19 protein-coding genes are annotated in these 17,575 nt (G+C 67.4%); 8 read left to right on the forward strand and 11 right to left on the reverse strand.

What is annotated here, in order from left to right:
* Positions 1–50 precede the first annotated feature (50 nt).
* From uvrC to AC2IR1_RS05755, 5 genes are all read right to left on the reverse strand, one after another.
* On the reverse strand, positions 51–1,991 hold the full coding sequence (gene uvrC / locus AC2IR1_RS05735) for an excinuclease ABC subunit UvrC (protein WP_486475323.1): 1,941 nt from the start codon (positions 1,989–1,991) through the stop codon (positions 51–53).
* A 289-nt stretch (positions 1,992–2,280) separates the two neighbouring features.
* Entirely contained in the window at positions 2,281–3,060 is a 780-nt protein-coding gene (locus tag AC2IR1_RS05740; protein WP_486475324.1) for an SDR family oxidoreductase, read from the reverse strand.
* A gap of 21 nt (positions 3,061–3,081) precedes the next feature.
* Positions 3,082–4,035, reverse strand: coding sequence for a calcium/sodium antiporter (locus AC2IR1_RS05745; RefSeq protein ID WP_486475325.1), 954 nt, complete (start codon positions 4,033–4,035; stop codon positions 3,082–3,084).
* A gap of 6 nt (positions 4,036–4,041) precedes the next feature.
* A complete protein-coding gene (locus tag AC2IR1_RS05750) occupies positions 4,042–4,254 on the reverse strand; it encodes a hypothetical protein (RefSeq protein ID WP_486475326.1) in 213 nt (70 codons plus the stop codon).
* A 39-nt stretch (positions 4,255–4,293) separates the two neighbouring features.
* Positions 4,294–5,091: a S49 family peptidase gene (locus tag AC2IR1_RS05755; protein ID WP_486475327.1), complete on the reverse strand. Its 798-nt coding sequence runs from the start codon at positions 5,089–5,091 to the stop codon at positions 4,294–4,296.
* 241 nt (positions 5,092–5,332) lie between these two features.
* Between AC2IR1_RS05755 and pgsA the strand changes: the two genes are divergently transcribed.
* Genes pgsA through AC2IR1_RS05770 form a run of 3 tightly spaced genes read left to right on the forward strand, consistent with a single transcriptional unit; the run spans position 5,333 to position 6,741 of the window.
* Positions 5,333–5,986 carry a CDP-diacylglycerol--glycerol-3-phosphate 3-phosphatidyltransferase gene (pgsA, locus tag AC2IR1_RS05760; protein WP_486475328.1) on the forward strand — a complete coding sequence of 218 codons (654 nt, stop codon included), beginning with the start codon at positions 5,333–5,335 and terminating at the stop codon, positions 5,984–5,986.
* 38 nt (positions 5,987–6,024) lie between these two features.
* Positions 6,025–6,270, forward strand: a complete 246-nt coding sequence (moaD, locus tag AC2IR1_RS05765; RefSeq protein WP_486476374.1) for a molybdopterin converting factor subunit 1 — start codon at positions 6,025–6,027, stop codon at positions 6,268–6,270.
* 3 nt (positions 6,271–6,273) lie between these two features.
* The gene (locus AC2IR1_RS05770; protein WP_486475329.1) at positions 6,274–6,741 is read left to right on the forward strand and encodes a molybdenum cofactor biosynthesis protein MoaE; all 468 of its coding nucleotides are present in this window, start codon (positions 6,274–6,276) and stop codon (positions 6,739–6,741) included.
* A 263-nt stretch (positions 6,742–7,004) separates the two neighbouring features.
* On the opposite strand, the gene AC2IR1_RS05775 is transcribed toward AC2IR1_RS05770, so the two are convergent.
* The 3 genes from AC2IR1_RS05775 to ubiA all read right to left on the reverse strand — a co-directional run bounded on the left by AC2IR1_RS05775 (position 7,005) and on the right by ubiA (position 10,630).
* Positions 7,005–7,334, reverse strand: coding sequence for a hypothetical protein (locus AC2IR1_RS05775; RefSeq protein WP_486475330.1), 330 nt, complete (start codon positions 7,332–7,334; stop codon positions 7,005–7,007).
* A 256-nt stretch (positions 7,335–7,590) separates the two neighbouring features.
* Positions 7,591–9,573, reverse strand: a complete 1,983-nt coding sequence (locus AC2IR1_RS05780; RefSeq protein ID WP_486475331.1) for an OmpA family protein — start codon at positions 9,571–9,573, stop codon at positions 7,591–7,593.
* 58 nt (positions 9,574–9,631) lie between these two features.
* Positions 9,632–10,630 (reverse strand): 4-hydroxybenzoate octaprenyltransferase, encoded by a 999-nt coding sequence (gene ubiA, locus AC2IR1_RS05785; RefSeq protein WP_486475332.1) that lies wholly within the window; start codon positions 10,628–10,630, stop codon positions 9,632–9,634.
* Between the two features lie 11 nt (positions 10,631–10,641).
* On the opposite strand from ubiA, the gene AC2IR1_RS05790 reads away from it, so the two are divergent.
* The 5 genes from AC2IR1_RS05790 (at position 10,642) to AC2IR1_RS05810 (ending at position 14,838) form a co-directional block, all read left to right on the forward strand.
* A complete protein-coding gene (locus tag AC2IR1_RS05790) occupies positions 10,642–11,391 on the forward strand; it encodes a 16S rRNA (uracil(1498)-N(3))-methyltransferase (protein WP_486475333.1) in 750 nt (249 codons plus the stop codon).
* Positions 11,361–12,338, forward strand: coding sequence for a GNAT family N-acetyltransferase (locus AC2IR1_RS05795; RefSeq protein ID WP_486475334.1), 978 nt, complete (start codon positions 11,361–11,363; stop codon positions 12,336–12,338). Before AC2IR1_RS05790 ends, AC2IR1_RS05795 begins: the two co-directional genes overlap by 31 nt.
* Positions 12,335–12,910 carry a hypothetical protein gene (locus tag AC2IR1_RS05800; RefSeq protein ID WP_486475335.1) on the forward strand — a complete coding sequence of 192 codons (576 nt, stop codon included), beginning with the start codon at positions 12,335–12,337 and terminating at the stop codon, positions 12,908–12,910. The genes AC2IR1_RS05795 and AC2IR1_RS05800 overlap by 4 nt, the downstream gene beginning before the upstream one ends.
* Positions 12,911–13,000: 90 nt before the next feature.
* On the forward strand, positions 13,001–14,371 hold the full coding sequence (locus AC2IR1_RS05805; RefSeq protein ID WP_486475336.1) for a glutamate--cysteine ligase: 1,371 nt from the start codon (positions 13,001–13,003) through the stop codon (positions 14,369–14,371).
* A gap of 146 nt (positions 14,372–14,517) precedes the next feature.
* A complete protein-coding gene (locus tag AC2IR1_RS05810; RefSeq protein WP_486475337.1) occupies positions 14,518–14,838 on the forward strand; it encodes a hypothetical protein in 321 nt (106 codons plus the stop codon).
* Positions 14,839–15,126: 288 nt separating this feature from the next.
* Here AC2IR1_RS05810 and AC2IR1_RS05815 read toward each other — a convergent pair whose 3' ends face one another.
* From AC2IR1_RS05815 to pyrC, 3 genes are all read right to left on the reverse strand, one after another.
* Positions 15,127–15,516, reverse strand: coding sequence for a DUF805 domain-containing protein (locus tag AC2IR1_RS05815; protein WP_486475338.1), 390 nt, complete (start codon positions 15,514–15,516; stop codon positions 15,127–15,129).
* Between the two features lie 160 nt (positions 15,517–15,676).
* Positions 15,677–16,291, reverse strand: coding sequence for a glycerol-3-phosphate 1-O-acyltransferase PlsY (gene plsY / locus AC2IR1_RS05820; protein ID WP_486475339.1), 615 nt, complete (start codon positions 16,289–16,291; stop codon positions 15,677–15,679).
* The gene (gene pyrC / locus AC2IR1_RS05825) at positions 16,281–17,573 is read right to left on the reverse strand and encodes a dihydroorotase (protein ID WP_486475340.1); all 1,293 of its coding nucleotides are present in this window, start codon (positions 17,571–17,573) and stop codon (positions 16,281–16,283) included. The genes plsY and pyrC overlap by 11 nt, the downstream gene beginning before the upstream one ends.
* Between the last annotated feature and the right edge of the window lie 2 nt (positions 17,574–17,575).

Genomic DNA, 17,575 nt, shown 5'->3' on the forward strand with positions numbered 1-17,575 from the left:
CCACCGGAGGCCCCGTCCACGGTCACATCAGGGAGACAGCTGCCGCAGGGTCAGGGACTGCCATGGAAGTGATCGTAGATCGTTTCCGCCAGGCTGTCGGAAATCCCGTCCACCGCCTTGAGATCCGCCAGATTCGCCCGGCTGACCGCCTTGGCGGAGCCGAAGTGGGACAGCAGCGCGCGCTTTCGGGTGGCCCCGACGCCCGGTACCTCGTCCAGCGGGTTGGCCATCTGGCTTTTCGCCCGTTTTGCCCTGTGGGTGCCGATGGCCCAACGGTGGGCCTCGTCCCGCAGGCGCTGGACGAAGTAGAGCACCGGATCGTTCATCCGCAGCGCGAAGGGGCGCTGGCCGGGGCGGTGGAACTCTTCCTTGCCGTGGTCGCGGTCGATGCCCTTGGCGACGCCGACCATGGGCAGGTCGGGCACGCCCATCTCCTCCAGGATCTCCTGCACCGCGCTGACCTGACCGGCGCCGCCGTCGATCAGCAGCAGGTCGGGCCACAGACCCTTGTCATGGTCCGGATCCTCTTTCAGCAGGCGCTTCAGGCGGCGGGTCAGGACCTCTTTCATCATGCCGAAGTCATCGCCCGGGGTCAGGTCATCCCCCTTGATGTTGAACTTGCGGTATTGCGACTTCAGAAAGCCCTCTGGCCCGGCCACGATCATGCCGCCCACGGCATTGGTGCCCTGGATGTGGGAGTTGTCGTAGACCTCGATCCGCTCCGGCATCTTTTCAAGGCCGAAGGCCTCTGCCACGCCCTTCAGCAGCTTCAGCTGCGTCCCGCTTTCTGACATGCGCCGGCCAAGGCTTTCCTTGGCATTGCGTGCCGCACCGGCCATCAGCTCCGCCTTTTCGCCGCGCTGCGGTACGAGCAGTTCGACCTTGCGCCCGGCCTTGCCCGACAGGGCTTCCTCCATCAGGTCGGCGTCCTCGATCGGGTGGGACAGCAGGATCTGACGGGGCGGGTCCTTCTGGTCGTAGAACTGGCCCAGGAAGGCTTCGAGCGCTTCGGCTTCGGACACGTCGGTGCCGGTGCGCGGGTAGAAGTCCTGGTTGCCCCAGTTCTGGTGCGCACGGATGAAGAAGACCTGCACGCAGGCCTGGCCGCCCTCCATGTGCAGGGCGACCACGTCTGCCTCCGCGGTGGAGCGCGGGTTGATCCCCTGGTTCGTCTGGACCTGGGTCAGCGCCTTGATCCGGTCCCGCAGGGCGGCGGCGCGTTCGAATTCCATCTCCTCGGAGGCCTGCTGCATCTGCGCGGCAAGCTTTTCCTGCACGTCCGTCGACCGGCCCTGAAGGAAGCGTTCGGCATCGGCGACGGTGGCCGCGTAATCCTCCTTGCTGATGTAGTCGACGCAGGGCGCCGAGCAGCGCTTGATCTGGTACAGAAGGCAGGGGCGCGTGCGCCCTTCGAACTGGCTGTCGGAACAGTTGCGCAGCAGGAAGACCTTTTGCAGCTGGTTCAGCGTGCGGTTCACGGCGCCCGCGCTGGCGAAGGGGCCGTAATAGGCACCCTTGGTCTTGCGCGCGCCGCGGTGCTTGCGGATCTGCGGGAAGGCATGGTCCTTGGCCACGACGATTTCGGGGAAGGACTTGTCGTCGCGCAGCAGCACGTTGTAGCGCGGCTTGAGCTGCTTGATCAGGTTCTGTTCCAGCAGCAGCGCTTCGGTTTCCGTGCGCGTGGTGAGGAACATCATCGAGGCGGTTTCGCGGATCATCCGGGCGATCCGGCCCGAATGCCCGGTGGGCCGGGCGTAGTTCGACACCCGCGCCTTCAGGTTCCGCGCCTTGCCGACGTAGAGCACCCGGCTTTCCGCGTCGAGCATGCGGTAGACCCCGGGCGAGCTGTCCAGGCGCGACAGGTACGACTGGATCACGGCCCGGCCACGGGGCCTTTCCGCAGGGGCAGTTTCCTGACCCTCGGGTCCGGTCGCGGGACCCGTGTCCGGGCCAGTTTCCGGGCCTGTGCCTGTGTCGTTCTCTGGGGTCATACGATTCCGTCTCGATTCTCACCTTGGCTGCAAGTTTCCGCGCCCGAGCTCAAGTCCAAAGCTGTCCCCGCTTTCTGTGGATAAGTCGGGGGATAGGATTTTGACATCTGGAAAAAACCCTTAATCCGCTGGGCTTTCCTTGGCTTGCCCAAGAAATGGGCAAATTTTCAACCCATTGTTTTCATTGGATATAATTAGTTTCCCGTGCCAAGCAGCTGAAAACGTTAGTGTTTTGGTAACAGCTTTGTAAACGCACCGTGACGCATGAACAACTTTCGCGACGAATGTCCTATTCGACGCCAAGAACGTCCGGGGTCTGCCAGGCGAGGTGCTGGCCGCCATCCGTGCAAATCAGCTGTCCGGTGACCGATTTCGCGGTCAGGAAGTAGCGCAGCGCGCCGCAGATATCTTCGGGGTTGGACCCACGGCCAAGCACGGTGTTGTGGCGCTGCGCATCGAAATGCACCTGGCTTTGACGGGCGCCCTGCAGGGTGGGGCCGGGGCCGATGGCATTGACGCGCACCGCGGGGGCAAGGGCGCGCGCCGCGGTCTGGGTGAAGGCCCAGAGCCCCATCTTGGAGATGGTGTAGGACATGAATTCCGGCGTCAGCTTGTGCACCCGCTGGTCGAGCATCTGGATGACGAGGGCGGAGGGCTCCGGCTCGCCCATGCTGTCGGTGCCGGCGGCGGGCGCCTGTTCCGCGAAGCGCTGCGTCAGCAGGAAGGGAGCGCGCAGGTTCGCTTCCATGTGGCGGTCCCAGCTGGCGCGGTCGGCGGTGCGGATGTTGTCGTAGTCGAAGACCGAGGCATTGTTGACGAGGCAGTCGAGCGGGCCACCCAGGGCTTCGGCCGCGCGGGCGATCAGGGGCTCCACCTCTGCCTCGACCGTCAGGTCGGCCTGAAGCGGGACGGCGGTGCGGCCCATGGCGCGGATCAGTCCGGCCACCTCTTCGGCGGCGTCGGCCGAACCGTGGTAGTGCAGGGCGACGTCATGGCCTTCTTCGGCCAGGGTCAGGGCCATGGCGCGGCCAAGGCGCTTGGCGGCTCCGGTGACGAGGGCGCGGGGCATGGTGTTCTCCTCCCTCCGGGATCAGGTCAGGACGGCGGCGACATAGGCGACGTAGAGCGCGCTGAGGATGATACCCCAGGCACGGCCGATGTCGCGGCGGAAGTAGACGAAGGGGATCAGCAGCAGGGCAGAGATCCCCATGACGGCGAAGTCGAAACCGACATCGAAGAGATCCACCGGGATCGTGCCGAAGAGGGAGGTGATGCCGATGATCGCCATCAGGTTGAAGAAGTTCGACCCGATGACATTGCCAAGCGCCACGTCGGCCTGTCGCCGCAGCGCGGCCATGACGGTGGTCGCCAGTTCCGGCAGCGAGGTGCCGAGCGCCACGAGGGTCAGCCCGATCACGGTTTCGCTGATGCCGTAGTTGCGGGCAATTTCGGAGGCGCTGTCGACCAGCAGGGAGGCGCCGAAGGGCAGCCCGACGAGGCCGAGGGCGAGGTAGAGGCAGACCTTCCACCAGGGCATGTCGGTATCGGCGCCTTCGACCTCTTGCAGGTCATCGGCGGCATCGCGTTCCGCCCGGCGGTGGGACAGCGCATCACGCCCCTGGTCGAGAAGGGCGAGGATCAGGAAGCCGAGGCACAGCAGCCCGGACCAGACATCGAACTGTCCGCGCAGGGAGAGCAGGATGAAGGCGGCCGTGGCGATCAGCATGATCGCGTAGCTTTTCTTCGTGTCGTGGTGGCTGGTGTGCATCGTCGCCAGGATGGCCGGCAGGCCGAGGACCAGCAGGATGTTCGCGGTGTTCGAGCCCACCACATTGCCGAGCGCCATGCCCGGCTTGTTTTCCGCCACGGCCTTGAGGGAGATCAGCAGCTCGGGCGCGGAGGTTCCGAAGGCGACGATGGTCAGGCTGACGATCAGCGCCGGAATTCCAAGCCGCAGGGCCAGGTTGACCGCGCCTCGGACAAGCATGTCACCGGCAAGGAGCAGGATGATGAGACCGAGGGCCGCCATGAGCCAGACGAGCATTGGGGGTTATCCCTTCTTGTTTCTCTTGTTGCCGGTCCCGCCGCAGGGGCAGGGCCCCCGGCCGATCCGGTGTCGCCCGCATTTGGGGCATTTGCCGCCGCCCAGGCTGCGCTGTCCGCCTTTTCCGCCAATACGGCGCCCGCCCGGCAGCGTCAGCTTGCCGAACATAGCGAGCACGCCCATGGCTACCAGGAAAAGGATAACGACCTTGAGGATCATCGCGCGGTGACTGCCCCGCACAGGCGGCCTGTCACCATGTCAGAGGCCGAACCGCGCATAGGCGGCCCTTTCCTCGATCGCGGTGAGCGTATCGCCCAGCACGGAGGCGCCGATGCGTTGCAGCAGGCCACGCTTGCGCCCGTAGCGGCGGATGCGCAGGTTCTCGCCGTAGCGTTCCTTCAGCACCGGGGCCAGGTGGCCGATGCCATCGGCCAGGCCCACGTCGACCGCGCGGCGGCCCAGCCAGACACGTCCGGAGAAGAGCTCCGGCTCGGGTTTCAGCTTGTCGGCGCGGCGGGTCTTCACCTGGGTGATGAAATGGCCGTGGATTTCTTCCAGAAGGTCCTTCAGGCGGGCGACGTCCTCTTCCTTCTCGGGCTGGAAGGGGTCGAGCATGCTCTTGCTTTCGCCGGCGGTGTAGACGCGGCGTTCGATCCCCTGGCGGGCCAGGAAAACATGGGCGCCGAAGCCGGAGGAGATCACGCCGATCGAGCCCAGGAGGGAGCTTTCGTCGGCCAGGATTTCATCGGCCGCCGTGGCCAGCCAGTAGCCGCCGGAGGCCGCGACGTCTTCGACGAAGGCGATGACGGGGATCTTCTTTTCCTCGGCCAGCCGGCGGATGCGGGCGGCGATGAGGGAGCTTTGCACCGGAGAGCCGCCGGGGGAATTGATCTGCAATGCCACCGCCACGGGCTTGCCGCGGCGGAACGCCTTTTCGATCACGGGGGCCAGCCCCTCGTCGCTGAGCGCGCCGCGGGAGCCGGAGGCGATCATGCCGTTGAGGCGGATCACCGCGACCGTGGGGCCGCGCTTCTTGAAGGGGGTCCGAAATGCCATGTCCGGGATGTATGTCGCCCCCCTGCGGCAGGCAAGGCCGGGGGGGCGGAATGGCGCAGATAATGTGCCCGCGATCCTGCGCCGCGCAGGTCCGGGGTTCGGCCCGCGCGATGGTGCCGCAGGCGGGAGGGCGGGAACTGGCCCATTGGCGGCCATCTGTGGCCCTGGCGGGGCCCTGTGCGGGGGCTGCGCCTCAGGTTGCCGCTTCCCCCTGCGCGCAAGGAGGAGTAGGAGGAGGGCCATGAAAATGACCCTGCCGAACCTGCTCACGATCCTGCGCCTGATTGCCGCCCCGGGCATCGCGCTTTGCTTCCTCTGGCTGCCGCGCCCCCTGGCGGATACGCTGGCGCTGGTGGTCTTTGTCCTGGCCTCGCTGACGGACTATGCCGATGGCTACCTGGCGCGCGCCTGGAACCAGGTGTCCAAGCTGGGCACGATGCTGGATCCCATCGCCGACAAGGCCATGGTGGTGATCGCGCTGATGGTGCTGGCGCATTATTCCTCCCTGTCGGAATGGCTGGTGCTGCCGGCGGCGCTGATCCTCTTCCGGGAGGTCTTCGTGTCCGGCCTGAGGGAGTTCCTGGGCGATACGGCGGGGCTCCTGAAGGTCACCAAGCTGGCCAAGTGGAAGACCACCGCGCAGATGGTCGCCATCGCCGTGCTGCTGGTGCAGGGCATCGCGGAGCAATACCTGGGCGAGGTCGCCTTCGGCCTGTACCAGGGCCATGTTTCGGGCGCGGCTTCGTCGGGCGAGGAGGGGCATGAGTTTCTCGTGCTGCTGCAGGAGCTTGCAAGCTGGGGCGGTGTCGTGCTGATCTGGGTTGCGGCGGTGCTTACGGTGATCACCGGGGCGGATTACTTCCTGAAGGCGCGGCCGCATCTGCGGGACGGCTGAACGGCCCGGGAAAACGGACGAGGAGAGAGATGATGAGCCTGCAGGTACTCTACTTCGCCTGGATCCGGGAACGGATCGGCCTGCCGAAGGAAACGGTCGAAACCGCCGCTGCCACCGTGGCCGACCTGGTCGCGGAACTGGCCGAGCGGGAAGAGCGCTACGCCCTGGCCTTTTCGGACCTGAAGGCGGTGCGCGTGGCCCTGGACCAGGAGTTGAGCGAGATGGATGCGCCCCTGGGCGGTGTCCGCGAGGTGGCGTTTTTCCCCCCGATGACAGGGGGATGAGCCATGACCGCCGGCGCTGATATCCGCGTGCAGGAGGCCGCTTTCGACCCGGGCGCGATCCTGTCGGACTTCACGCCAGTGGCCGCGGTGGCGGGCGCCGGGGCCGTCGTCAGCTTTACCGGGCTTGTGCGGGACCTGCCGGGCGGTGGGTTGCAGGCGATGGAGATCGAACACTACCCCGGCATGACGGAAAAGGCGCTGCAGGGCATCGCGGCGGAGGCGGCGGAGCGCTGGCCCCTGGGCCCGGTGCTGATCCTGCACCGCTTCGGCCTGCTGCGCCCGGAAGAGCCGATCATGATGGTCGCCACCGCCTCTGCCCACCGGCGGGCAGCCTTCGAGGCGGCGGATTTCCTGATGGACTACCTCAAGAGCCGGGCGCCCTTCTGGAAGAAGGAAACCACCGGTGCAGGAACCGGTTGGGTGGCCGCCAAGGACGAGGACGAAGACGCCCTGTCCCGCTGGAGCCGTTAACGGCCCCTTACCCCCATCGTTTCGAACGTCGGTACTGCAGTGCAGCGACTCAGCCGTGCAAACCCATGGTTAACAGGGGTTTCGGGGCCAAATCGGCACGTCGGTACCACGTCGGTATTACGTCGGTATCGCGACGGTGGGGAAAGGCGGAATGCGCCCGGGTTAACGGGGCGCGCGGTGGTTGGAGGTGGCGTTGGGGGGAGGGGGCGCGTTGGGGGACAGGCGGTGGGGGGACAGGCGGTGGATTGCATCCACCCTACGGCTCAGGCGCCCTGGTGGACGCGTTCGATGTAGGCGCGCAGTTCCTCTGCCTCGTGGCGGGCTTCGCGCAGGCCGTCCATGGCGGCCGAAAGCTCTGCCTCGGTCTGGGACAGCTGGTTGGTCAGTTCCGCTTCGCGCTGCTGCAGGTAGGTGATCGCCTGGTCGCGGGTTTCCTCTGCTTCGTGCAGTTCCTGCGCCATGCGTTCCAACTCGCCCATGTCGGCCTTGGACACGCGGGTGAAGCGGTGAATCAGCCAGTAGGCGAACCAGCCCATGCAGAAGGCGACGAAGAGGATGATCGCCGTGGCAATGATGAATTCGGTTCTGTTCACCGGTTCGTTCCTGTCTTCTGCTTCACGTCTTGCGCCGGGCGGATGAGGCCCGTCTGGGCCCGTCATTGGTCAAATCGGGCCCGTCGTCAATTCAACTTCTCCGTAGCGGGCGGCCCGGCCCGGTAAAAATCCGGTAAAAACAGGCAAAGAGGCGCGAGATTCTTCGGCCTGGCGATGCGCTGTGCGGAGCCCCGGCAGGGCAGGCGCCTGTGCTGGACCTCGTGCTGGACCTCGTCATGCCCCCGTCCTGGCCGGGTCAGTCGCCGGAGCCGATCTCGGAGTCGGTGCCGGTGTTTGCGTCCTCGTCAGTGCCGTCATCGGATGCGCCGTCAGCCGTCGCGTCGGATGAGGCGTCGGCCGGGGTGTCCCCGGTTGCGGTCTCGGCTGCGGCGTCGTCTGCAGTGTCGTCCCCGGTTTCGGGCCCGGTTTCGGGGGCGATCAGGGAGAACTCGATCCGGCGGTTCGCCTCGCGGCCTTCCTCGGTGCCGTTGTCGGCGATCGGCTGGGTTTCACCAAAGCCCTTTGCCTCGAAGGTGCGGGTCAGCACGCGGCGCAGGCGCAGTTCGTTCAGCACGGCCTGGGCGCGTTGCTGCGAGAGGGAGAGGTTCATTTCCTCCCGGCCCTGGCTGTCGGTGTGCCCGGCGATCATCAGCGGCAGGTCGGGGCAGGTCTTCAGCACCTCCGCGATCTGGTCGAGCAGGTCGAGGCTTGCGGAATCCACGTTGGTGGACCCGGGTTCGAAGTTGATCTTGCTGCCGTCCTTCTGGATCGCCTGGATCTGCGCCAGGCATTCCTGCGGCGTCGGGATGGAGGCGACGGGATCGAGTTTTTCCAGGTAGGTGACGTCGATCTTGAAGGTGCCGTCCTGGCCCAGCTTTTCGCCCAGCAGGCGGGCGATGGCATCGGAGGCGTCCTGGTCCCCGGTATTGCCGCGCACCGAGACCTCTTCGGGGGTGACGATGACCGCGCCGTTGGAGAGCTGCGCCAGGGCGTCGAGCCCGGTGAGCACGCGCATCGCCCAGGTGTCGGGCAGGCCGTCATCGAGGCGGGCGGCGGTATAGACCTTGTCGGAGCCGAAGCGGGCCTTGGCCAGGGATTGGGCGGCGTTACGGGTCAGTTCGTCGCCGATGCGCCCGCGCAGCTGGACGTTGCCTTCGGGACTGAGGGTGGCGGTGAATTCCGGCGGGCCGTCGGCGGCATCGTCGGGGGTTTCGGGCAGCACGGCATGCAGGGCGTAGACCCCGGGCAGGGCGTTTTCCAGCTCCCCCACGATGCGGTCGTAGAGGCCGGAGGCGGTGCCTTCGGCGGCGACCAGGGAGATGTCGGCATCGGAGAAGGTGACGGTGCCGCCGCCGAGCGAGCCGAGCGCGCGGATCGCGTCCACCGCGGCGTCGGACCAGTCGGAGGAGGGCACGCCCAGGCCGATGGTGCAGCTGGCCGAGGTCGGCGCGCCATAGGCGCGGGCGGCGGCCAGGATGCGGTCGCGGGCGGCTTCTGTATCTGCCGTGCAGGCGTCGAAGCGGGCGCCCGCGTCATCCATGACGAAGCGCAGGGTATAGGGGGCGACGATGGGCCGGGGCGCGGTGATCGCCAGGGTCAGGTCGATATCGGTGCCGGCGGCGCGGGTCAGCTCCCCCTGGAGGGAGCGTTTCTGTTCCGCGGAGGCGCTCATCGCGGTGATGGAGACCTGGCCGGCGGAGAGGGAGATCTTGGACTGCGGCAGCAGGCGCAGGGCGTCGAGGGCGTAGTCGATGCTGCGCTGCCAGCCCTTGGGCACGGGGTAGTCGGCGGTTTGCAGCAGGTCGGAGACATCGGTGACGCCGCGCAGCTTGCCGGCCCGCGACACCAGGTCATCGCGGTCGAAATGCGCCGGGATCAGCCCGATGAGGGAGAGTTCGGCGCCGTTGCGCAGGATCTCGACCGAGAAGCGCGGCGGGGCGATGCCCTCGCGGGAGGTGACGCCCATGTCGTCGATCACGCGGGAGGCATCGACCACGGTGCCCGCGACGGACTTGGCCGAGAAGCGCTTTGCCTCGGTCGGGGCGGTGCCGGAAAGGATCACCTGCAGCCCGTCGGCGCGGACCTCGGCCCAGCCGAGGTCGTTCATGTCGAGGGAGTGGCGGACGGAGAGTTCGGACTTGTCCTCCACCAGCCGCACGGCGAAGCCCGCGGCAAAGAGGCTTCCGACGGCGGCGAGCAGGAAGCAGGCTGCGAGAATGGCGATGGCTGAAAGGCGCATGGGTCTTCTGGGCAGTTGGTGGTCCGGGTTCCTTAGCCGTCGGGGGCCGTTGTGGCAATCAGAGCAGGAAGGCGCAGGCGAAAAACGGCAGAACGAGGAGGCCGGCGTTCCGGTTGGACCGGAAAAGCATCAGAAGGACGTCCATGTCCTGGTCATCGTAGGTGCGCAGCTGCCAGAGCAGGTGGATGCCCATGGCCCAGGGTCCGAGCAGCGCGATGATGAGCGCGAGCGGGTCGTGGCGCGGCATCAGGGCGGTGATCACGGAGAGACCCACGAGGGTGACGGAGATCACCAGGAAGCGGGCCAGCCAGGCGGGCGTGCGCTCCATGAAAAGCCGCGCGGTGGATTTCACCCCGATCAGCGCGTCGTCCTCCTTGTCCTGGTGGGCATAGATCGTGTCGTAGAAAAGCGTCCAGGAGATGCCCGCGACATAGAGGATCACCGCCGGCCAGCCGAGGGCGCCGGTATGCGCCGTCCAGCCCAGCAGGGCGCCCCAGTTGAAGGCCAGGCCGAGGAAGACCTGCGGCCACCAGGTGAAGCGTTTGGCAAAGGGGTAGATGCAGACCGGCGCCAGCGACACCACGCCCAGCACCACGGCGGGCAGCGGGAAGGTCAGCAGGATGGCGAAGGCCACCAGCGACTGGATCACCATCCAGGCCACCGCCTGTTTCGTCGTCACCTGGCCCGAAGGGATGGGGCGGGAGCGGGTGCGTTCGACCATGCCGTCGAACTTGCGGTCGGTGATGTCGTTCCAGGTGCAGCCCGCACCGCGCATCAGCCAGGCGCCAAGCCCGCAGCCGATGAAGATCCACAGGTCCGAAAGCCGGGGATCGCCGCCTGCCGCCATGGCGAGGAAGAGGCTCCACCAGCAGGGGATCAGCAGCAGCCAGGTGCCGATCGGCCGGTCGGCCCGGCTGAGCCGCAGGTAGGGGCGGGTCCATTCGGGGGCCATGGTATCGACCCAGTTGCCGTTCACCGCGTCCGAGACCTGACCGGCGAGGATGCCGGCGAGCGAGGGACGGATCTGTTTCTCTGGCGTAGGGCGTCCGGTGCTCATATGTAGGCCTCATGGATATGGCGAAGATCAGGCTCTGTGTAGAGCACCCGCTGGGGGAAGGGCAAACCGTTCCGCTGGAACGTGAACAGGCGCATTACCTTTTCGGGGTGATGCGGCTGACCGAGGGCGCGGCGGTGGCCCTGTTCAACGGCCGCGACGGCGAGTGGCAGGCGGAGGTCGTGAGCGCGGGCAAGCGCGGTGGCGAGCTGATCTGCCGGGTGCAGTCGAAACCGCAGAGCTTCCCGCCCGACCTGTGGCTGCTGTTTGCCCCAATCAAGAAGGCGCGGACCGACTTCATCGTCGAGAAGGCCGCCGAGATGGGCGCGGCGAAGATCCAGCCGGTGCAGACCGAGTTCACCAATGCCGAGCGGATCCGCCGTGACCGGTTGCAGGCCCATGCGGTCGAGGCCGCCGAGCAATGTGGCGCCACCCATGTGGCCGGGGTGGAGGACCTGGTGCGGCTGGACCGGCTGATCGCCACCTGGCCCGAAGACCGGCAGCTGATGTTCTGCGACGAGGCCTTTGCCGATGCGAGCTATGGCACGCCCGATGGCGCGCCGAGGAAGCTGGAGGATGCGCCGAAGGGGCCATGGGCGGTGCTGATCGGTCCGGAGGGGGGATTTTCCCCCGCCGAACGCAAGAAGCTGCACAACCTGCCATTTGCCTGGCCCGTCCAGCTGGGCCCGCGCATCCTGCGCGCCGATACGGCGGCTGTCGCGGCGCTGACACTGTGGCAGTCTACGCTGGGCGACTGGGCCTGACGCCCCACCACGACGCTCACCGCAAGGCCCACCATGGCGCCTTCACTTTCGAGGAGGATCCGATGCCTCATGACCCGATGACCCTTCGCCCGGCCGCCGCAGAGGATGCGGCGGCGATGGAAGCTTTCCTGGCGCAGTATCCCGAGACATCCATGTTCCTGCGCGGCAACATGGCGGAGCAGGGGGTGGGGATCAGCGATCACCCGCATAGTGCCGACTACTGGATATGGGGCGGGGGAGGGGCGATCCGTGCCGTCTTTGGCCTTACTGCGAAGGGCTACCTGATGGTGCAGTGCCCGGGGCGGGAGCCGGAGGCCATGGCGGCCTTCGTCCGCGCGGTGGCGGGGCGGCGGATGCTGGGCCTGACCGGAGAGGCCGGACAGGCGGCGGCGCTGCTGGAGGCGCTTGGCCTGGCGGGGCAGATGCATCTGAACCGGGCCGAGCCGCTTTACGCCATGGCGCTGGCCGATCTGCCGGAGGGGGCGGAGGAGATCCGCGCGCCGGAGGCGGGCGATGGCGACCTGCTGGAGGACTGGTTCCTGCACTACCAGGTGGACACGGGCATGATGCCGGGCCCGGTGCCGGAAGCGCTGGCCGAGGCGCGGGCGCGGCGCGAGGGCGTGATCGCGGGGCGGCCCCTGTGCCGGGTGATGATCGAGGGTGGCAGGCCCGTGGCCATGGCCGCGATCAATTCCCGGGTGGCGGATATGGTGCAGGTGGGCGGGGTCTTCGTGCCGCGCGATCTGCGGGGGCGGGGGCTGGCACGGCGTGTGACCGCCGCGCTCCTGCGGGAGGAGGCCGCGAAGGGCGCCAGCCGGGCGGTGCTGTTCGCCGCCAGCGAAACGGCGGCGCGCGCCTATGAGGCGATCGGTTTCGTGCGGATCGGCGACTACCTGATGGCCATGGCGCCCGGGCCGGTCACCATCCCCGGCGGGGTGGCGGCATGATCCGGCCCGAGGTGAAGATGTTCCTGCTGCGCTGGCGCGAGGCGCTGAGCGGGGCGGTTCTGGCGGCCTGGGGGGCTTACTGGGTCTGGCGGGGCTTCGGCTATATCCCGTGGATCGGTGCCGTTGTCGGGTTGCTGGGGCTGGCGCTGGTGGTGACCGGGGTGCAGCGGGGCCGCTTCCGGACCGGTGCAGGCGGCATCGGCGTGGTGCAGGTGACCGAGGGCCAGATCAGCTATTTCGGCCCGTTCAGCGGCGGGATCGTCGCGATGAGCGACCTGTCCCGGCTGGCACTGGACACGGGCAGCACGCCGCCCGCCTGGCGGCTGTCGCAACCGGGGCAGGAAGATCTGCTGATCCCGCTGAATGCCGAGGGGAGCGATGCGCTGTTCGATGTCTTCGCGGCCCTTCCGGGCATCAGCACGACACGGCTTGTCAGCGAGGTGCGCGAGGCCGCCGCGCGCGGTGCCACAGGGCCGACCACAGGGCCGACCGGGGGCGGCGGCATGCCTGCGCTGCTGGCGCGGTCCCGGCCCGTGGTGATCTGGGAACGGGCGAAGCTGCGGTTGCATTGACACCCGCCGCGTTTCGGACCAGACCTTGGTCCCCAAGGCCCGGTGCGCCCTCACGGCACTGGTGCGAGAGACACCGACGGAGACTTCCCCATGTCCATTCCCCAGTCCGGCGGCGGCCCGATCGAGCGGCACGAGCAGATGGCCGAATATCTTGCCGAGGGCTGCAAGCCCAAGGCCGACTGGCGCATCGGCACCGAGCACGAGAAATTCGGCTACTGCAAGGACAGCCTGAAGCCGCTGCCCTACGAGGGCGAGCGGTCGATCCATGCCGTGCTGACCGGTCTGAAGGACCGCTACGGCTGGGCCCCGGTCGAGGAGGGCGGCAAGCTGATCGGCCTGACCAAGGACGGTGCCAACGTCAGCCTGGAACCGGGCGGGGCGCTGGAGCTGTCGGGCGCACCGTTGGAGACCATCCACCAGACCTGCGACGAGGTGAACGAGCACCTGAAGGAAGTGAAGAGCATCGCCGACGAGATCGGCGTGGGCTTCATCGGCCTGGGCGCGGCGCCGACCTGGTCGCACGAGGAAATGCCGCTGATGCCCAAGGGGCGCTACAAGCTGATGGATGCCTACCAGAGCACCGTCGGCACCACCGGCACCACGATGATGCGGCGCACCTGCACGGTGCAGGTGAACCTCGACTTCGCGTCGGAGGCAGACATGGTGCAGAAGATGCGCGTGGCGCTGGCGCTGCAGCCGGTGGCGACCGCGCTTTTCGCCAATTCGCCCTTCTTCGAGAACAAGCCCAACGGCATGAAGTCCTACCGCAGCTGGGTCTGGCAGAACATGGACGAGGCGCGCACCGGCATGCTGCCCTTCGTCTTCGAAGAGGGTTTCGGCTGGGACGCCTACGTGGAGTATGCGCTGGATGTGCCGATGTACTTCGTCTACCGCGACGGCAAGTACATCAATGCGCTCGGCCAGTCGTTCCGCGATTTCCTGAAGGGCGAGCTGCCGGCGCTGCCCGGTGAGAAGCCGACGCTGTCGGACTGGGCCGATCACCTGACGACGCTCTTCCCCGAAGCGCGCCTGAAGAAGTTCATCGAGATGCGCGGCGCCGATGGCGGCCCCTGGCGGCGGCTTTGCGCGCTGCCCGCTTTCTGGGTCGGCCTGATGTATGATCAGGGCGCGCTGGATGCGGCATGGGACCTGGTGAAGGGCTGGACCTCGGCCCAGCGTCAGGCGCTGCGGGTGGCGGCGGCGGACCAGGGTCTGCAGGCGCAGGTGGACGACATCGACATGCATGCGCTGGCGCGCGAGGTGGTCAATATCGCGGATGCGGGCCTGAAGGCGCGGGCGATGCCCGGCGCGGGCGGGCTGATCCCAGATGAGACCCATTTCCTGAACGCCCTGAAGGAAAGCATCGACAGCGGCAAGGTCCCTTCGGACGAGCTGCTGGAGCATTACAAGGGTGACTGGAACGGCGATATCAGCCGTATCTTCAGCGAATACAGCTACTGACGATCCCGGTTTGCGGCAGCGGGCGGCCTTGCGTTGCCCTGTTGCCGCAGCTGCGCCTTCGCCAGCAGATGCCACCGGGCGCCGCTTGTGCGGTGGCGGGGGATGTGCTGACCTTTGTCCGGGGCACAAGGACAGGGGATATCACGATGTCTGGTGAAAGCAGGCTGATCCGTTTCTTCGTGGGCGGATGCGAGCGGTTGATTGTCATCTTCGGGGTCATGTCGATCCTGCTGGCGCTGGCGGGGGGCATCGCCATCGCGGTGACCCGGGGCGCGGCCCTTAACCTGAGCTATGGCGTCGTGCAGGGGCCGATGGACCAGGTGGAGGCCATCCTGGCCGGTGTGCTGATGTTCTGCGCGGGCCTGATCGCCACGGTGCTGGCCTGCGGGCCGGTGCTGGCGCTGACGGGGATCTATCGCAACACCCGCCGCATGGTCGAGCTGATCGAAACCACGCCCGTGGACTGAAGGAAATGGACTGAAGGAAGTGGACTGACGGGGCGGCGCACGCCGTCGTCCTAGCAGGCGCGGGGCTGGCCTTCGCGGGTCAGGCGTTTTTCTTCTTTTTCTTCAGGTCCGCCGGGGTGGCGGTTTCGGTGATCTCTTCCAGGCCGGAGAGGGCGGGGGCGATCTCTCCCCCCGCGGGCGGCGAGGATCGCGGCGGCGCGATGGAAAAGGGGCCCCGAAAGGCCCCTGGCATGGGTGGCAAGCCGTGCTTTCGGGCCCTGTGGATCAGGCGGGCCCGGGAAAGCGGGATCAGGAGGCGATTGCGGGGCTGAGAACCGGCGCCGGGCCGAAACGGTTCGGGCCTTCGGTGCCCTTCTGGATGAAGAAGATCAGCAGGATCAGCGACCCTACGACGGGGATGAGCGCGATCCAGAGCCACCAGCCGGACTTGTCCATGTCATGCAGCCGGCGCACCCCCACGGAGATCGCGGGCAGGATGACGGCCAGCGAGTAGACCATGATGATGATGGCGAAGACGCCGGCGCCATCGTTGCCGGCCGAGGCGCTGAGCAGGGCCGAGCCACCGACATTCACCAGCACGTTGAGCAGGGTGAAGTACCAGTATTCCGAACGCGGCGCGCGCCCGGAGAAGGTGACGTATTTCGAAAAGCAGGTCTTGATGGCCTCGCCGAATGTCATGACTGAATCTTTCTTTCTGTGTCTGTCCCCTGCGGCCTGTTGTCGGCCGCGCATGCTGGGATCATGCGCAGAAATCCGCTCAGATCAATTGAAACGGGGGCAATGGGCCGGAGGTGACGGCGCTTGTCATCGGGACTGCGGCAAGAAGGTTACCCTTTGGTCAACTCTTCTTGCCACCGATGCGGGGTTCCTCGCCCTTCAGCAGGCGCCGGATGTTGGCCTCGTGCCGGATGAAGATCAGCAGGGCGAGGGCGAGGGCGAGGAGGATCGCATCGGCGCGGTCCATGGCCCAGAACCAGACGGGCACAAGGAGGGCCGCGACCAGCGCCGAAAGCGAGGAGATGCGGAACACCAGCGCCATGAAGAGCCAGGTGGCGCAGGCGGCCAGGCCCACGGGGAAGTAGAGCGCCAGGAGGGTGCCCAGGTAGGTCGCCACGCCCTTGCCGCCCCTGAAGCCCAGCCAGACCGGGAAGCAATGCCCGAGGAAGGCCGCGAAGCCCGCCAGCTGCACCGCGTCGCTGTCGGCCAGGGCGCGGGCCACCAGCACGGCGATGGCGCCCTTGCCGCTGTCGAGCAGGAGGGTCAGCAGCGCCGCCAGCTTGTTGCCCGTCCGCAGTACGTTGGTGGCCCCGATGTTGCCCGAGCCGATCTTGCGCAGGTCGCCCAGGCCGAAGGCGCGGGCGATGACGATGCCGAAGGGGATGGAGCCCAGGACGTAGCCGCCGACGGCAGCGATGAGCAGGACAAGCGCGGGCGAGGTGACCTCAGGCAGCATCGGGCGCCTTTCCGAAGACCTGCTCGCCACCGACGAAGGTGGCCAGGACGCGGCCCTGCATGCGGGCGCTGTCGAAGGGGGTGTTCTTCGACTTCGACAGAAGCTTGAACCGGTCGAGGACGAAGGGCGCATGCGGGTCGAAGAGCACGAGGTCGGCGGGGGCGCCGGCGGCCAGGCGCCCGGTTTCCAGGCCGAGGCGTTTCGACGGGTTGAGCGAGAGCGCTCGGAAGAGCACGGGCAGGGTCAGGTCGCCCGCGTGCACCAGCCGCATGGCGGCGGGCAAGAGGGTTTCGAGCGCCACGGCGCCGGAGGCCGCTTCCTCGAAGGGCAGGCGCTTGGATTCCTCGTCCTGGGGGGTGTGCATCGAGCTGATGATGTCGATCAGGCCGGAGGCCACGGCCTCCACCACGGCCTGGCGGTCTTCTTCTGCGCGCAGGGGCGGCTTCACCTTGAAGAAGGTGCGGTAGTCGGAGACGTCGTATTCGTTCAGCGTCAGGTGGTGGATCGAGACGCCGGCGGTGATGTCGAGGCCATTGCGCTTGGCCCGTTCCAGGGCGGGCAGGGCGCGGGCGGTCGTCACCTGGTCGAAGTGGTAGCGGGTGCCCGTCATCTCCAGCAGGGAGATGTCGCGGTCCAGGCCCATGCGTTCGGCCATGGGCGAGACCGAGGGCAGGCCCTTGAGCGTGGCGAACTTGCCGGCGGTGGCGCAGGCGCCGCGGCTGAGGCCGGGTTCCTGGATGTGGCCAAGCACCAGCGCGCCGCGGGCGCGGGCATAGGTCAGCGCGCGCTGCAGGACCTTGGTGTCGGTGACCACGCGGTCGCAGTCGGTGAAGGCCACGGCGCCGGCATCCATGAGGAAGCCGATCTCCGTCATCTCGCGGCCTTCGCGGCCCTTGGTCAGCGCGGCCATGGGCAGGACGCGGACGGGGGCATCTTCGCGGGCGCGGCGCGTGACGAATTCCAGCGTTTCGGGATTGTCGATGGTGGGCAGGGTGTCGGGACGGGTGACGATGGTCGTCACGCCCCCGGCCGCCGCGGAGCGCCCGGCCGTGCCGAAGCTTTCCTTGTGGCGTTCGCCCGGTTCGCAGACCTTCACGCCGATGTCGACGATGCCCGGGGCCAGCCATTTGCCGTTGCAGTCGATCACCTGGTCGGCGCTGGCCTTTTCGGCCTCTGCCCCGGTGGCGAGGATGCGGCCATCGCCGATGAGCAGGCTTCCCGGTGCTTCCGTCCCCGCTTCGGGGTCGATGAGGATGGCGTTGGTGAGAAGCGTAGTGGTCATGG

The sequence above is a fragment of the Pseudooceanicola sp. NS-SX8 genome, from assembly GCF_057380755.1.

Excerpts from the sequence above, each read along its gene's own strand:
- AC2IR1_RS05800 (WP_486475335.1), top strand. The coding sequence starts at position 12,335 with ATGATCCGGCCCGAGGTGAAGATGTTCCTGCTGCGCTGGCGCGAGGCG.
- AC2IR1_RS05770 (WP_486475329.1), top strand. The coding sequence starts at position 6,274 with ATGACCGCCGGCGCTGATATCCGCGTGCAGGAGGCCGCTTTCGACCCG.
- pgsA (WP_486475328.1), top strand. The coding sequence starts at position 5,333 with ATGAAAATGACCCTGCCGAACCTGCTCACGATCCTGCGCCTGATTGCC.
- AC2IR1_RS05790 (WP_486475333.1), top strand. The coding sequence starts at position 10,642 with ATGGATATGGCGAAGATCAGGCTCTGTGTAGAGCACCCGCTGGGGGAA.
- uvrC (WP_486475323.1), bottom strand. The coding sequence starts at position 1,991 with ATGACCCCAGAGAACGACACAGGCACAGGCCCGGAAACTGGCCCGGAC.
- AC2IR1_RS05815 (WP_486475338.1), bottom strand. The coding sequence starts at position 15,516 with ATGACATTCGGCGAGGCCATCAAGACCTGCTTTTCGAAATACGTCACC.
- AC2IR1_RS05780 (WP_486475331.1), bottom strand. The coding sequence starts at position 9,573 with ATGCGCCTTTCAGCCATCGCCATTCTCGCAGCCTGCTTCCTGCTCGCC.
- plsY (WP_486475339.1), bottom strand. The coding sequence starts at position 16,291 with ATGCTGCCTGAGGTCACCTCGCCCGCGCTTGTCCTGCTCATCGCTGCC.
- pyrC (WP_486475340.1), bottom strand. The coding sequence starts at position 17,573 with ATGACCACTACGCTTCTCACCAACGCCATCCTCATCGACCCCGAAGCG.
- AC2IR1_RS05750 (WP_486475326.1), bottom strand. The coding sequence starts at position 4,254 with ATGATCCTCAAGGTCGTTATCCTTTTCCTGGTAGCCATGGGCGTGCTC.
- ubiA (WP_486475332.1), bottom strand. The coding sequence starts at position 10,630 with ATGAGCACCGGACGCCCTACGCCAGAGAAACAGATCCGTCCCTCGCTC.
- AC2IR1_RS05755 (WP_486475327.1), bottom strand. The coding sequence starts at position 5,091 with ATGGCATTTCGGACCCCCTTCAAGAAGCGCGGCCCCACGGTCGCGGTG.
- AC2IR1_RS05810 (WP_486475337.1), top strand. The coding sequence starts at position 14,518 with ATGTCTGGTGAAAGCAGGCTGATCCGTTTCTTCGTGGGCGGATGCGAG.
- AC2IR1_RS05745 (WP_486475325.1), bottom strand. The coding sequence starts at position 4,035 with ATGCTCGTCTGGCTCATGGCGGCCCTCGGTCTCATCATCCTGCTCCTT.
- AC2IR1_RS05740 (WP_486475324.1), bottom strand. The coding sequence starts at position 3,060 with ATGCCCCGCGCCCTCGTCACCGGAGCCGCCAAGCGCCTTGGCCGCGCC.
- AC2IR1_RS05805 (WP_486475336.1), top strand. The coding sequence starts at position 13,001 with ATGTCCATTCCCCAGTCCGGCGGCGGCCCGATCGAGCGGCACGAGCAG.